The following is a 14,842-nucleotide window of genomic DNA, read 5'->3' on the forward strand; positions in this document are numbered from 1 at the left end:
TTTAATCATTGCGGCACGGCAACGAGCGCGGCTCGATATTGGGGACGGATCAGTGGTCAAGCTGCTGGACGAACACGAACGCACTTTGGCGTTTGCCGAAGTCGCGTTGGGCCAGATCAAATCCCTCCGGCAAACCGCCGTCCCCCGCAATTACGAAATCTGGTACGTCTACGCGACCGGATACAATGCCCCCCTCAACAAGATCATCAACGAGACGCTGGCGCGCAACGGCCGACTGAGCGAGTCCGATCTCGAACAGATCTACGAAACCTATCTCTCCCACATCAAGACCTCCGACCGCATCGACAAGGTCGGCGCGCGCGTGATCGGCGAAATCGACGACGTGATGAACCTGATCACCGAGGCGCTCGGGATGTCCGAGAGCTACGACGCCAAGCTGAACGGCGCGGACGATCAACTCAGGACTGCAAAGACCCGCGAACAGATCAAGGCGGTCGTCGACGGCCTCGTGAAATCGACCCGCGAGATGCGCGAGACCAACAAGGCGCTGGAAAGCCGGCTGGCGCTGTCGAAAACCGAGATCAGCAATCTTCAGCACAGCCTCGAGGCGATCCGCGCCGAGAGCCTGACCGATCCGCTGACCGGATTGGGCAACCGCAAATATTTCGACCGCTCGATCGAGGTGGCGGTGCGGGCGGCGCTGGCAAGCGGCGAGCCGCTGTCGCTGATGATGTTCGACATCGACCACTTCAAATCGTTCAACGATTCCTACGGCCATCTCACCGGCGATCAGGTGCTGCGGCTGGTTGCGATGTCGCTGAAACAGACCATCAAGGGCCAGGACATCACCGCCCGCTATGGCGGCGAGGAATTTGCGGTGGTGCTGCCCAACACGGCGCTGCGCCAGGCGCTGACGGTCGCCGACCACATTCGCCGCGCCGTGATGGCGAAGGAATTGAAGAAGAAATCCACTGGCGAAATCCTAGGCCGCGTCACCATCTCCGTCGGCGTCTCCATGCTGAAACCGGACGATGATACGGATTCGCTGATCGAGCGCGCCGACGCCTGCCTCTACGCCGCCAAGCGTAACGGCCGCAACCGCGTGATCTGCGAAGTCGACCCCGAATACGCCGCCGAGACTCGCGGCCAGGTCGCCTGAGCGCCAACTACCGGCGCGTCGCCTTCTTCGCCTTCGCTGCCGGCCGCTGCGCCGGCTTACGGCCAACAGCCGGCTTGCTCGAAACCTTCGGCTTCGCCACCTTGCGCGCCTTCGGCCGCTTGCGTAACGCCGCGCGTTGCGCAGCGGCCAGCGCCGCCCTCGCCCAATCGGCCAGTTCCTCGGAATCGTCGAACAGGCGCGCCGGCAACTGCCAGTATGAGTTCACAGTGACGGTCTTGGCGCGCGTTTGATACTGAAACGGCTGCGACCCCTCCGCCTCGAATTGCGGAATGGTCTGGTCATCGGCGCGGAAATAGACACCGGCGCGAAGCGCGAGCGCGAAATTGGTGCCGTCGGCGGAGATGCCGAATCCGGAGAACATCTTGCGGATGGTGACGGGGCCGAAATCGGCAAACAGGTCGATCAGGAAATCGCGGTCCATCGCTCACCGCCCCGGCGATGCGGTCGCTAGACCTTCGCGGCCGTCAGTTGCACCGACTCGCCGCAACCGCAGGCGGAGACCTGGTTCGGATTGTTGAAGATGAACTGGGCCTGCATCTTGTCGGCCTTGTAGTCCATCTCGGTGCCGAGCAGGAACAACACCGCCTTGGGATCGACCAGGATCTTCACGCCGCGGTCCTCGACCACCTCGTCAGTCGGGCGGACCTCATGCGCATATTCCACCGTGTAGGACTGGCCGGCGCAGCCGCCGTTCTTGATGCCGACGCGAAGCCCGACGATCTCGGAATCGGCGCGCTTGGTCAGTTCTGTAATCCGCTGCGCGGCTGCCTCGGTCAGTTTCATGACCTGCGGGCGCGGCCGCGGCTTCGGCTTGGAAGACTGGACGGTGGTATCCATTGCAGTCGATCTCCCGCGTCGCATCATGGCGACGAACTATCTTGCCATTAAAATAACAACGAAATTCCCGCTGTGAAGGTCTCTCGCCATGAACTCGATCAGAACCCGTCGAAACCAGCTGCAAGCCTCCTAGTAAATCGCCCGAATTCCCGGTGTCGCCAATTCCAGCAGGTGATTGTCCGGATCGCGAAAATAGATGCTCTTTCCGCCGCGCGGCCAGTCCGTCCTGCCTTCGATTGCGACATTGTGCTCACCGAGCGACTTTTCCCATACTGGCAGCTCAGTCGCCGCAATGGCAAAGGCCACGTGAATAGGGCCACTGCCGTCATGCGGCGGAATGGTCCCGCCGGGTAGTTGGATCGGCTCGGGCGTCGAACCGCGGAGAAAGAGCAGCAACACGCTGCGGCCGCCAACATCATAGGCAAGAAATCGCGAGTCGGCCGTCAGCGGCACAAGCCCGAGCACCTTCTCATAAAATGCGCGAGCGCGATCGAGGTCATCAACGTAAAGCGCGGTCTCGATGACACCGGATAATTTAGGCAACGGATCCCTTCACCACATATTGAGGACGAGGCGTGCCTCGTCGGACATACGATCCGGCGTCCAGGCCGGATCCCAGACCAGGTTCACATTGACAACGCCGACGCCGGGAACGCTGGCGATCGCGTTCTCCACCATGGTCGGCAATTCGCCGGCCGCCGGACAGTTCGGCGTGGTCAGCGTCATCATCACGTCGACACCACGGTCGTCCTTGAGGTCGACCTTGTAGATCAGCCCGAGCTCATAGATGTCGGCCGGGATTTCCGGATCGAATACCGTCTTCAGCGCGGCGACGATTTCACTTCCCAGCCGCTCGGTCTCCTCGGGCGGCAGCGCCGAGATGGTTTCCATATTGGCTGATTTGACTTCGGCTGCGTCACTCATGAGAACAATTCCCGCGCCTTGATCAGCGCCTGTGCCAGATGGTCGACTTCTTCCCGGGTATTATACATCCCAAACGATGCCCGGCAGGTGGCTGTGACGTTGAACCGCTCTAAAAGCGGCATCACGCAATGGGTGCCGGCGCGCACCGCAATGCCCTGCCGGTCGATCACGGTCGCGACGTCATGGGCATGAGCCCCCTTCATCTCGAAGGAAATCACCGGTCCCTTGCCGCGCGCGGTGCCGATCAGGCGCAGCGAATTGATTTCGCGCAGGCGATCCTGGGCATAGTTCAAGAGATCGTGCTCGTGGGCGGCGATGCGCTCCTTGCCGATCGAATTGACGTAGTCGATCGCAGCGCCCAGCCCGATCGCCTCGACGATTGGCGGCGTCCCGGCCTCGAACTTGTGCGGTGGGTCGCCATAGGTGACCCAATCCCTTGCCACCTCGCGGATCATCTCGCCGCCGCCGTTATAGGGCCGCATCGCCACCAGGTGCTCATGCTTGGCATAGAGCGCGCCAATCCCGGTCGGACCATAGATCTTGTGGCCGGTGAAGGCATAGAAATCGCAATCGAGGTCCTGCACGTCGATCGGCAAATGCACCGCGCCTTGCGCACCGTCGACCAGCACCGGAATGTCGCGGTCATGGGCGAGCTTCACGACCTCCTTGACCGGGACGAAGGTGCCGAGCGCGTTCGACATCTGGGTGATGGCGACGAGCTTGGTGCGCGGCGTCAGCAGCTTCTCAAATTCCTCGATCAGGAAATTGCCGTCGTCGTCGACCGGCGCCCATTTGATCACGGCGCCATGGCGCTCGCGCAGGAAATGCCAGGGCACGATGTTGGAGTGGTGCTCCATGATCGAGAGCACGATCTCGTCGCCCGGTTTGATGTTGGGCTCGCCCCAGGACGATGCCACGAGGTTGATGGCCTCGGTGACATTGCGGGTGAAGATGATTTCTTCACTACGCGCCGCATTGATGAATTTTGCTACCTTGCCGCGCGCGCCCTCGTAAGCCTCGGTCGCGGCATTGGCGAGGTAATGCAGGCCGCGATGCACGTTGGCGTATTCGCTCTTGTAAGCTTCCGTCATGCGATCGAGCACAGCGGTCGGCTTCTGCGCGGAGGCGGCGTTATCGAGATAGACCAGCGGCTTGCCATAGACCTTCATCGCCAGCGCGGGGAAATCCTCCCGCACGCGGGCGACGTCATATGCACCGTTGGAAACCGCCGGATGCATTGTCATCCCCTTGCCTCCAGCCAGCGCTGCGCGGCTGCAATTGCGAGTTCGCGCAGATCGTCGTTGACGATCGATTCAATGGCTTCGCCCACGAACGCCTGGATCAGCAGCGCCTGGGCTTCCTTCTCGGAAAGGCCGCGGGCGCGCAGGTAGAACAGCAGGCTCTCGTCGAGCGCGCCGGTGGTGGCTCCATGGCCGCAGGTGACGTCGTCGGCGAAGATTTCGAGCTCCGGCTTGTTGTCGGCTTCGGCCTCGTCGGACAGCAGCAGCGCCCGCGTCATCATCTTGGCGTCGGTCTTCTGCGCATCCGGGCGCACGATGATGCGGCCCTGGAACACCGAATGGCCGCGGTCGTCGGCGACGGCGCGGAACACTTCGCGGCTGGCGCAATGCGGCACCGCGTGGTCCATGAACAGCGTGGTGTCGGCGTGCTGGCGGCCATTGAGCAGATTTACGCCGTTGGTCTCGACCCGGGAGCCCTCCCCTGCGAACGCAATCGCCGCCTGATAGCGGCTGACGGCAGCGCCGGAGGTCATGCCGAAGGTGTTGAAGTGCGCATGCGCGCCCAGCGTAATCACGGCGGAGGAAATATTGACGGCCTCGCGGCCATCCTCGATCAGGCGAATCTGGTCGAGCCGCGAATTGTCGCCAATCGTAACGATCAGCGAGTCGTGGACCTGATAGGCCGTCGCGCCATCGGCCGCGATGTAGCTCTCGACCAGCGTCGCGCCGGCGTCCTTGCCAAGGCGCAACAGCGAGCGGGTGAACATCGCCGCGGGCGTGGCGCCGCTCGCAACATGGATAACTTGCAGCGGCTCCTTCAGCACGAGGCCATTGGCGATCTCGATCACCACGCCATCTGTCATCATCGCGCTGTTGAGCGCCACCATCGGATTGGCGATATCGGGCGTGAATAGCTGCGCCTGCAGCGTAGCGTCGCCGGCCTCCAGCACGTCGCGCAGGGTGCGGACGGCGAGCCCCTTTTCGAGCCCGGCCAGTTCGGAGAGTTTTGGCGCGAACACGCCGTCCACCAGCACCAGCCGGCGCACGCCCTTGATCGCCTGCAGCTTCGCGGCCGTTGCGGCCCGTGCCAGGGCTGCGGCATCCGGCACGGGCGCCAGCGGCAGCACGTCGCGCATCAGCGCGCGCAGATCGGTGTATTTCCAATCCTCGATCCGCCGGTGCGGAAGGCCCACACGGTCATAGGCCTCGAAGGCGGCGCTTCGCGCCTCGGCCACGCTGCCTGTACCCGGCAGCCGGTCGCGCGCGATGGCGAAGCTGTCGCTCAGCGCGCGTCCGGTCTCGTTCTTTGCCAAAACTAGGTTCATCACAAATCCGCTTTGCGTCAGGCTGCGTCTTCGAACTGGGTGTAGCCGGAAGCCTCGAGCTCCAGCGCCAGATCCTTGCCGCCGCTTTTGACGACCCGACCCTTCGACATCACGTGCACGAAATCAGGCACGATGTAATTCAGCAGCCGCTGGTAATGCGTGATGACGACCATCGCGCGATCCGGCGAACGCAGCGCGTTGACGCCGTCGGCCGCCACACGAAGCGCGTCGATATCGAGGCCGGAATCCATTTCGTCGAGGATGCAGACGGCAGGCTCGAACAGCGCCATCTGCAAAATCTCGTTGCGCTTCTTCTCGCCGCCGGAGAAACCGACGTTGACACCGCGGCGAAGCATGTCCTGCGGAATGTTCAGTGACTTTGCGACCTCGCGCACCTTCTTCAGGAAGTCCGGCGTTGAATATTCGCTCTCGCCGCGCGCCTTACGCTGGGCATTCAGCGCGGTGCGCAGGAACGTCATGGTCGCAACACCGGGAATTTCGACCGGATACTGGAACGCCAGGAACACGCCCTTGGCGGCGCGCTCGTCCGGCGACATTTCCAGCAGGTCTTCGCCCCTGAACAGGATTTCGCCGCCGGTGACTTCATAGCCCGGCTTGCCGGCGATCACATGCGACAGCGTCGATTTGCCGGAGCCGTTCGGCCCCATGATCGCGTGCACCTCGCCCGGGTTCACCGTAAGCGACAGCCCATGGAGAATTTCGTTATCCTCGACACGGACCTTCAGATCTTTGACTTCAAGCAATGACATCTTGTCTTTCCATTTTTTACCCTCGTCCTGAGGAACGCCGATAGGCGCGTCTCGAAGGACGTGGCCCACAATCTTTCCTCCCATCCTTCGAGACGGCCGCTGCGCGGCCTCCTCAGGATGAGGCCCTACCCAACCGAACCTTCGAGCGAGATCGAGATCAGCTTCTGCGCCTCAACCGCGAATTCCATCGGCAGCTGCTGCAGCACGTCCTTCACAAAGCCGTTGACCACGAGGCCGACGGCTTCTTCCTGGCTGAGGCCGCGCTGGATGCAATAGAACAGCACGTCCTCGGAGATCTTCGACGTCGTCGCTTCGTGCTCGAAGGTCGCCGACGAGTTCTTCGCCTCGACATAGGGCACGGTGTGGGCGCCGCATTTGTCGCCGATCAGGAGCGAGTCGCAGGCGGTGAAGTTGCGCGCGCCGGTGGCTTTCCGATGCGCGGTGACGAGGCCGCGATAGGTGTTCTGCGAGACGCCGGCCGCGATACCCTTGGAGATGATCCTGGAGGTCGTGTTCTTGCCGAGATGGATCATCTTGGTGCCGCTATCGACCTGCTGGTGACCGTTCGAGATCGCGATCGAGTAAAACTCGCCGCGTGAATTGTCGCCGCGCAGGATGCAGCTCGGATATTTCCAGGTGATCGCCGAACCGGTTTCGACCTGGGTCCAGGAGATTTTTGAATTGTTGCCGCGGCAGTCGCCACGCTTGGTGACGAAATTATAGATGCCGCCTTTTCCTTCGGAATTGCCGGGATACCAGTTCTGCACCGTCGAATATTTGATCTCGGCGTCGTCGAGCGTGACGAGTTCGACGACTGCGGCATGCAGCTGGTTCTCGTCCCGCTGCGGTGCGGTGCAGCCTTCGAGGTAGCTGACGTAAGCGCCCTTGTCGGCGATGATCAGCGTGCGCTCGAACTGGCCGGTGTTGCGCTCGTTGATGCGGAAATAGGTCGAAAGCTCCATCGGGCAGCGCACGCCCGGCGGCACGTAGACGAACGAGCCGTCCGAAAACACCGCCGAGTTCAGCGTCGCGAAGTAATTGTCCGAGGTCGGCACGACCGAACCGAGATACTTCTGCACCAGTTCGGGATGTTCGCGGATCGCCTCCGAGATCGGCATGAAGATCACGCCGGCCGCCTTCAATTCCTTCTGGAACGTGGTGGCGACGGAAACCGAGTCGAACACGGCGTCGACCGCGATCCTGCGCTCGCCTTCCGGCTTGACGACGCCTTCCAGCACCTCGACCTCGCGCAGGGGGATGCCGAGCTTCTCGTAGGTCTTGAGGATTTCCGGATCGATCTCGTCCAGCGAGCCAATCTGTTTCTTCGGCTTCGGCGCCGAGTAGTAATAGAGGTCCTGGTAGTCGATCCTGGGATAATTGACGCGGGCCCAGGTCGGCTCGGTCATGGTCAACCAGCGGCGATACGCCTCCAGACGCCATTCCAGCATCCAGGCCGGCTCGTTCTTTTTCGCTGAAATGAAGCGGACGGTGTCTTCCGACAGCCCCCTGGGGGCCTTGTCGGATTCGATCAGCGTCTCAAACCCATATCGATACTGGTCGACGTCGATGCGCTTCACGCGCTCGACCGTCTCTTGTACGGCTGGCATTCCATCCTCCGCTCGCGGTTTCAAGGACCGCGGTGGAACAATTCCAAATCAGTGACGAACCATTTCAGCGAAACTCACTTAGAACGTTTCAAGCTGTGTTTCGTCGCCCTCTAAGTAAGGCATCGGCGAGCTTTCGCCAAGCCTGAAGCGCCAAATCAATGTCTGCCTCCGAGGTAGACCAGCCCAGACTGAGCCGCACCGCTCCCTGGGCCAGTTCCTTGCCATAGCCCATGGCCTCGAGGACGTGGGATGGCTGGACCTTGCCGGACGAGCAGGCGGAACCCGAGGATACCGCAATACCGCCGAGATCGAAGCCAATCACGGCCGTTTCGGCCCTCAGCCCGGGAACGGTAAACAGAGTGGTATTAGGCAGCCGCGGGACGTCCTCGGAGAACACAATCACCCCCGGAGTCTGCTTCAGGCCGCCTTCAAGGCGGTCCCTCAAGCCCCGTAGCCGGGCTGTATCGCCGTCTGAAGCCCCCATGGCGGCCCGCACGGCAGCGCCAAAGGCCGCAATACCCGCGACATTCTCGGTGCCGGCCCGGCGCCCGAGCTCCTGACCACCGCCACGCAGCAGCGGCTCCAGCCCCAGCATCTCCGCGGCCAGAACCAGCGCACCGACGCCCTTCGGGCCACCGATCTTGTGCGCAGAAAGCGTGACCAGATCGGCCTTCATTGATTTGATATCAAACGGTATTTTTCCCAGCGCCTGGATTGCATCGACATGCAGCAGCCCGCCTGCTTGATGCACGATGTCAGCGACTTCGCCGACCGGTTGAAGCGCGCCGGTCTCGTTATTGGCCAGCATGACCGAGACAAGCGCCGGCGGCCCGACGGCAACAAGCCTCCGCAAATGGTCGGTGTCGATCAGGCCGGATCCGCTGACCCGGATGGTCCCGATCGCGTCGGGCGAAAAACGCCCTCCCGATAACACCGAGGTATGTTCGATGGCCGAGACCAACAGCCGACGGACCGGTTCGCCCGCGCCCCGGCGTAGCCCCGGCGTCAGCGCTAGCGCATTCGCTTCCGTACCGCCCGACGTAAACACCACGTCCTGCGGCCGCGCGCCGACAGCCGCCGAGATGGCGGCACGGGCGTCCTCGATCAGCCGGCGCGCCTGACGGCCTTCGGCATGGACCGAGGATGGATTGCCGGCCACCTCCCAAGCAGCCGCCATCGCCTGCCTGGCCTCAGGGTGAAGCGGCGTCGTCGCATTCCAGTCGAGATAGACCCGGTCGGGCATGTCCGTACAATATTACCTATATCGGCCAGCAGCTCCCGCAAGGCTTGGCCTCGCCGCCGGCGCGAGTTGCCTTATGGCAACTGGGGATCGCGCCGTCTCTTGCAATCGCAGCCTAACGCCTTGAGCTGCCTTCGAGATGTTCAAGATGCTTGCTTTTTGCCCCTCGCCTCATGCTAGAACGCCGCCACCAGTTTCACGGGAGCGCCGGTTGCGCACCACCCAACGACGCCTGATCGCATTTCTTCTCTGCCGGATCACGGCCGTTGCCAAGGATCACTTCCAAGGATCATGAATGCCTGAAGTTATTTTCACCGGCCCCGCGGGCCGCCTCGAAGGCCGTTACCATCCGGCCAAGCAGAAGAACGCGCCGATCGCGATGATCCTGCATCCGCATCCGCAGTTTCACGGCACGATGAACCACCAGATCGTCTACCAGTGCTACTACGCGTTCGCGCATCGCGGCTTCTCGGTGTTGCGATTCAATTTTCGCGGCGTCGGCCGCAGCCAGGGCTCGTTCGATCACGGCACCGGCGAATTGTCGGATGCGGCTTCCGCGCTCGACTGGGCGCAGACCATCAATCCCGAAGCGCGCGCCTGCTGGGTCGCCGGCTTCTCGTTCGGCGCCTGGATCGGCATGCAGCTCTTGATGCGCCGGCCCGAGGTCGAGGGCTTCATCTCGATCGCGCCGCCCGCCAATCTCTACGACTTCTCCTTCCTCGCGCCCTGCCCGTCCTCGGGCCTGATCGTGCATGGCGAGAAGGACGCGGTGGTGCCGCCGAAGGACGTCAACACGCTGGTCGAGAAACTGAAGACGCAAAAAGGCATCGTGATCGATCAGCAGATCATCCCCGGCGCCAACCACTTCTTCGACGGCAAGCTGGAGCCGCTAATGGAGACGGTGACCGGCTATCTCGACATGCGGCTCGCCAACGTCCGCTGACGTGACCGTGTTGTTTCATAGCCCGGACTCAGCGCAGCGAAATCCGGGGCCGCTGGCAACGTGGTGACGATTCCCGGATTGCGCTGCGCTCCATCCGGCTACGGCGACATCTGAGTCTCACGCCGCCAGCTTCAGCAGATGCGCGTCATGGCGCACCAGGAACGCGTGCAGCAATTGCGGATAATCGGGCCCGACAGCCGTGAGCACGCTCGGCCGCTTCGCGAGCGCCTCGCGCCACGCGCGGACCTTGGGCGTATCGGCAAAGACCGAGAGATCGGTCAGCTGATCGAACACATCGAAATAGCGGAAGATCGGTGCGAACACCGCATCCACCAGGCTGAAGTTCTCTCCCGCAAAATATGGACCCGCGCCCAGCGCCTCCTCGACGCGTGCAAACTTCGCGGCGACTGCCTGCCGTTTGCTCTCGAAGATCGCGGGATCGCCTGTCGTCTCCAGTCCCCATAGCTCGCTCAGAATCGTCGAGCCGAATTCCATCCACGCGCGGTGCTGCGCCCGCTTGAGCGCGTCCTGCGGATGCAGTTTCGCGCCTCCTTGCGTCTCCTCGATGTACTCGCAGATGACATTGCTCTCGAACAGTGCGGCTTCGCCGTCCTCTGTTTCGACAAGCAGCACCGGCACTTTGCCGAGCGGCGAAATTTTCCGGAACCAGTCCGGCTTGTTGGCGAGATCAATGTCGACCCGCTCGAACGGAATGCCCTTCTCGCTGAGCGCGATCACGGCACGCTGCACATAGGGACAAAGCTTGTGGCTGATCAGCGTGAGTTTTGGCGCCATGACGGACCTCCAGACGAGGCCAGCAGGCCTCGCTACATGCATCTGCATGCAAATTAGATGCGTATGCATGTATCCGTCAAGGTCAATGCAATTGCATCAACATATCTTGAACCCAGATCAGGGCCGCGCGATGATGCCGCCGGTCATCGGGAACGGCACCCCGGTGGTGGCAGGATAGCTCAGCGGCAGGCCTTTCAGGCCGCGCGCGGCCAGGAATCCGAAGGCCTGCGCCTCGATGGCGTCGGACGCCCAGCCCAGCGTGTCCGCGGCCCGGACGGTCGCAGGCTGCAGACACTCGCGCAGCATCCGCAGCATGGTCAGGTTGCGGGCGCCGCCGCCGGCCACGATCCAGTTCTTCGGTTCTTTCGGCAGCAGCGGCACCACGCGGGCGATCGCGGCGACGGTAAACGCGGTCAGCGTTGCCGCGCCATCCTCGGGCGGTATATCGCCGAGCTTCAGCCCCACGAAATCGTTGCGATCAAGCGATTTCGGCGGGGGCAGCGAAAAGAACGGCATCTCCAGCGCGCGGTTGATCCAGGCTGCATCGACCTTGCCCAGCGCGGCAGTGCGGCCCTCGGTATCGAAACGCTGGTTCAACCAGCGGAACATGTGGTCGTCGAGCAGCGCGTTGCCCGGGCCGGTGTCGCAGGCGATCAGCGTGTCGCCGTCGATATAGGTGATGTTGGCAACCCCGCCGATATTGACCACGACGGTCGGCCCCTCCCAATCCAGCGATTGGGCCAGCGCGCGGTGATAGACCGGGACAAAGGGCGCGCCCTGCCCGCCTGCGTCGACGTCGGCGGCGCGGAAATCGTACATCACAGGAATGTGGATCGCCCTGGCGAGCGCCAGTGCGTCGCCGATCTGGACCGTCAACTTTTTCTCGGGCCGGTGCAGCACGGTCTGGCCGTGAAAGCCGACGATATCGATGTCGTCGAAGCGCAGCCGGTGTTGCGCGGTAAAGGCGGCCACCGCCTCGGCATGCGCGGACGTAACAACCCGCTCGGCCTCGCGCAGGCAGCCGGGCCGCGCCGCGCGATCCGGCAGGTCGGCCGCCTCGTACAGCGCCTGACGCAGCAGGCCGCGCTCCACGTCGGTATAGGGCCGGTATCCCGACGGTCCGAGGGCACTCACCCGGCGGCCGTCTGTCTCAATCAAAGCGACATCGACCCCGTCGAGCGAGGTGCCGCTCATCAGACCAAGTGCCGTCAGCATCATCTTAAATTGTGCCTTTGCAACGCCCTGCTCGATCCGTCCCGCCGACGACGATCAGCTTGTGCCAAACACAGACATCTTATAATGCCACAGCGCCCGGCCTCGCGGCAGCCTGTTCCGCCATGGTTCCGCAACTCGCTACAATTACAGTGAAAATAGAATGATCAAAGCAGCCCGCCATGACCGCATTTAAATCAGATTTCCTGAACATTTTACAGGAGCGCGGCTTCATCCACCAATGCTCCGATTTCGAGGGCCTGGACGCGCTTGCCGCGAAGGGCCAGGCGACCGCCTATGTCGGCTACGACTGCACGGCGCCGTCGCTGCATATCGGCAACTACCTCACCATGATGATGCTGCACTGGCTGCAGCAGAGCGGCAACAAGCCGATCACCCTGATGGGCGGCGGCACCACCATGGTCGGCGACCCCTCCGGCAAGGATGAATCGCGCGCCATCCGTTCGGTCGAGGAAATCGAGGCCAACAAGGCCTCAATCCGCGGCGTGTTCGCGAAGGTACTGCGCTACGGTTCGGGCCCGAGCGACGCCATCATGCTCGACAATGCCGAGTGGCTGACGAAGCTGAACTGGATCGAGATGCTGCGTGATATCGGCCGGCATTTCTCCGTCAACCGCATGCTGACGATGGATTCGGTGCGGCTGCGTCTCGAGCGCGAGCAGGAGATGAGCTTCATCGAATTCAACTACATGGTCTGCCAGGCCTACGACTTCGTCGAACTGGCGCGGCGCACCGGCTGCCGCTTGCAGATGGGCGGCTCCGATCAGTGGGGCAACATCGTCAACGGGGTCGATCTCGGCCGCCGCATGGGCACGGCGCAATTGTTCGCGCTGACGACGCCGCTCCTGACGACCGCGTCGGGCGCCAAGATGGGCAAGACCGCGCAGGGCGCGGTATGGCTCAATGCCGACCAGTTCTCGCCTTACGATTTCTGGCAATACTGGCGCAACGTCGAGGACGCCGACGTCGTCAAGTTTCTAAAGCTGTTCACGATCCTGCCGATGAGCGAGATCGCAAAGCTTGCGGCATTGCAGGGCGGCGAGATCAACGAAGCCAAGAAGGTGCTGGCGACGGAAGCCACCGCGCTGTTGCACGGTCGCGACGCCGCCAACACGGCCGCCGAAACCGCCCGGCAGACTTTTGAGCAAGGCGAGATCGCGGAAAGCCTGCCGACGGTGGAAATTTCCTCCGGCGAGCTCGAAGCCGGCGCCGGCGTGCTGGGACTGTTCGTGAAAGCGGGTCTCGTCGCATCGAACGGCGAGGCACGGCGCCAGATCAAGGGCGGCGGCTTGCGCGTCAACGATGCCGCCGTCACCGACGAGAAGATGGTTCTGACGCCGTCCAACCTCACGCCGGAGGGCGTCATCAAACTTTCCATGGGGAAGAAAAAGCACGTCCTGCTCAGGCCGGCTTGAGCCTGCCTGCATAGCCGTATTCATTTTTGAGGCTTGCGGGGGTGGACGGAAACGCGCTCCCTGCGTCCGATGGATAACAAGACGCCAGAGGGAGATGCGTTAGCCAGGCCGCTCAAGCCGGAGCGGGTTGCGCTCAACGTGCTGGCGCTCTGCTTTACGCTGGCGCTTATCGGCCGCGGCCTCGGCGAGAGCTTTACGGTTTTCCTGAAACCGATCTCGGAGAATTTCGGTTGGGACCGCGCCCAGGTGGTCTCGGTCTATTCGCTGACCTGGCTGGCGGGCGGGCTGATGGCGCCGGTGGTCGGCCGGCTGTTCGACCGCTACGGCCCCCGCACCGTCTATTCGGTGGGATTGCTGCTGCTCGGCGGCGCGTTCCTGGTAGCCTCGCAGGCGCAAGCGCTGTGGCAATTCCAGTTCAGCGTCGGGCTCGCCGTCGGGATCGGCATCGCCTTCATCGGCAACGTGCCGAATTCGATCCTGCTCGGCCGCTGGTTCGGCCCGCGCCTGCCGACGGCGATGGCGATCGTCTATTCCGCGACCGGCGCCGGCGTGCTGGTGCTATTGCCGGCGTCGCAGCTTCTGATCGATCATTTCGGCTGGCGTGGCGCCTACCAGATCTTCGGCATCGTTGCGCTGTGCCTGTTGTTACCGTTGCTGCTGCTGCCGTGGCGTCTGTTTTCGACGGGCTCGCCGCACATCGCGGGGAAGGCCGATCCCGATTTCGTCGACGGCGGCTGGACGCTTGCGAGCGCGATGCGCCACCACGCGTTCTGGGCGCTGTTTTCGACGTTCTTCTTCACGGCAGTCGGCATGTACGCGATCTCGGCGCAGATCGTCGCCTATCTGATCGATGCCGGCTTCCCGCCGCTGCAGGCGGCGACCGCCTGGGGCTTTTCCGGAATCGTGCTGCTGTTCGGCATGCTGGGCGTGACGCAACTCGATGCGATGATCGGACGAAGGCCATCGGTGCTGCTGAGCTACGCCATCTCGATCGTCGGCATCATCCTGCTGTGGTTGCTGCAGTTCTATCCGAACTTCTGGCTGCTGGGCGCCTTCGTCGTGACCTTCGGCAGCATGATCGGTTCGCGCGGCCCGCTGATCACGGCGACCGCGATGAAGATCTTTCGCGGCGAGCGTGTCGGCACCATCTTCGGCACGATCGCCATCGGCAGCGGCCTTGGCTCAGGGCTCGGCGCCTGGGCCGGCGGTCTGATCCACGACTGGACCCACAGTTATGATCCCGTGATCGCGTTTGCGCTGGTCGCGGTGGTGCTGGGAATGATTCCGTTCCTCGTCGTGCCGGCGCTGCGACGCTAGTGCGCGTGAGCCAGATCGTCTTGCGAGCAAGCGTACACCAATTCTAAATCAGCA

The 14,842-nt window shown here is 62.8% G+C and carries 15 protein-coding genes; 4 read left to right on the top strand and 11 right to left on the bottom strand.

The window, feature by feature from the left end:
- The first annotated feature begins 52 nt into the window (after positions 1-52).
- The gene (locus V1294_RS22660; protein ID WP_334500261.1) at positions 53-1,120 is read left to right on the top strand and encodes a GGDEF domain-containing protein; all 1,068 of its coding nucleotides are present in this window, start codon (positions 53-55) and stop codon (positions 1,118-1,120) included.
- A gap of 7 nt (positions 1,121-1,127) precedes the next feature.
- Here V1294_RS22660 and V1294_RS22665 read toward each other — a convergent pair whose 3' ends face one another.
- The 9 genes from V1294_RS22665 to V1294_RS22705 form a co-directional block, all read right to left on the bottom strand.
- Positions 1,128-1,562, bottom strand: a complete 435-nt coding sequence (locus tag V1294_RS22665) for a TfoX/Sxy family protein (RefSeq protein WP_334500263.1) — start codon at positions 1,560-1,562, stop codon at positions 1,128-1,130.
- A 26-nt stretch (positions 1,563-1,588) separates the two neighbouring features.
- Positions 1,589-1,978 carry a HesB/IscA family protein gene (locus V1294_RS22670; protein WP_108521123.1) on the bottom strand — a complete coding sequence of 130 codons (390 nt, stop codon included), beginning with the start codon at positions 1,976-1,978 and terminating at the stop codon, positions 1,589-1,591.
- Positions 1,979-2,107: 129 nt separating this feature from the next.
- Positions 2,108-2,521, bottom strand: coding sequence for a VOC family protein (locus V1294_RS22675; RefSeq protein WP_334500265.1), 414 nt, complete (start codon positions 2,519-2,521; stop codon positions 2,108-2,110).
- A 9-nt stretch (positions 2,522-2,530) separates the two neighbouring features.
- The gene (locus V1294_RS22680; RefSeq protein ID WP_334480468.1) at positions 2,531-2,902 is read right to left on the bottom strand and encodes an SUF system Fe-S cluster assembly protein; all 372 of its coding nucleotides are present in this window, start codon (positions 2,900-2,902) and stop codon (positions 2,531-2,533) included.
- Positions 2,899-4,146: a cysteine desulfurase gene (locus tag V1294_RS22685; protein ID WP_334500267.1), complete on the bottom strand. Its 1,248-nt coding sequence runs from the start codon at positions 4,144-4,146 to the stop codon at positions 2,899-2,901. Before V1294_RS22685 ends, V1294_RS22680 begins: the two co-directional genes overlap by 4 nt.
- Positions 4,143-5,468, bottom strand: a complete 1,326-nt coding sequence (gene sufD, locus V1294_RS22690) for a Fe-S cluster assembly protein SufD (protein ID WP_334500269.1) — start codon at positions 5,466-5,468, stop codon at positions 4,143-4,145. Before sufD ends, V1294_RS22685 begins: the two co-directional genes overlap by 4 nt.
- Positions 5,469-5,485: 17 nt before the next feature.
- Positions 5,486-6,238, bottom strand: coding sequence for a Fe-S cluster assembly ATPase SufC (gene sufC / locus V1294_RS22695; RefSeq protein ID WP_334480466.1), 753 nt, complete (start codon positions 6,236-6,238; stop codon positions 5,486-5,488).
- Between the two features lie 125 nt (positions 6,239-6,363).
- Positions 6,364-7,845: a Fe-S cluster assembly protein SufB gene (gene sufB / locus V1294_RS22700; RefSeq protein ID WP_334500270.1), complete on the bottom strand. Its 1,482-nt coding sequence runs from the start codon at positions 7,843-7,845 to the stop codon at positions 6,364-6,366.
- 88 nt (positions 7,846-7,933) lie between these two features.
- A complete protein-coding gene (locus tag V1294_RS22705; RefSeq protein ID WP_334500271.1) occupies positions 7,934-9,088 on the bottom strand; it encodes a cysteine desulfurase family protein in 1,155 nt (384 codons plus the stop codon).
- 292 nt (positions 9,089-9,380) lie between these two features.
- On the opposite strand from V1294_RS22705, the gene V1294_RS22710 reads away from it, so the two are divergent.
- A complete protein-coding gene (locus V1294_RS22710; protein ID WP_025589847.1) occupies positions 9,381-10,028 on the top strand; it encodes an alpha/beta hydrolase in 648 nt (215 codons plus the stop codon).
- Between the two features lie 117 nt (positions 10,029-10,145).
- Here V1294_RS22710 and V1294_RS22715 read toward each other — a convergent pair whose 3' ends face one another.
- The gene (locus V1294_RS22715; protein WP_334500272.1) at positions 10,146-10,823 is read right to left on the bottom strand and encodes a glutathione S-transferase family protein; all 678 of its coding nucleotides are present in this window, start codon (positions 10,821-10,823) and stop codon (positions 10,146-10,148) included.
- A gap of 117 nt (positions 10,824-10,940) precedes the next feature.
- Entirely contained in the window at positions 10,941-12,041 is a 1,101-nt protein-coding gene (locus V1294_RS22720; RefSeq protein WP_334500273.1) for an anhydro-N-acetylmuramic acid kinase, read from the bottom strand.
- Between the two features lie 176 nt (positions 12,042-12,217).
- Here V1294_RS22720 and tyrS point away from each other — a divergent pair, with 176 nt between their 5' ends.
- On the top strand, positions 12,218-13,471 hold the full coding sequence (gene tyrS / locus V1294_RS22725; RefSeq protein WP_334500274.1) for a tyrosine--tRNA ligase: 1,254 nt from the start codon (positions 12,218-12,220) through the stop codon (positions 13,469-13,471).
- Between the two features lie 69 nt (positions 13,472-13,540).
- Positions 13,541-14,788: an MFS transporter gene (locus V1294_RS22730; RefSeq protein WP_334500275.1), complete on the top strand. Its 1,248-nt coding sequence runs from the start codon at positions 13,541-13,543 to the stop codon at positions 14,786-14,788.
- The last annotated feature ends 54 nt before the right edge of the window (positions 14,789-14,842 follow it).

This window comes from Bradyrhizobium sp. AZCC 1678 (assembly GCF_036924765.1).
In the GTDB taxonomy this organism is placed as follows: Bacteria; Pseudomonadota; Alphaproteobacteria; order Rhizobiales; family Xanthobacteraceae; genus Bradyrhizobium; species Bradyrhizobium algeriense.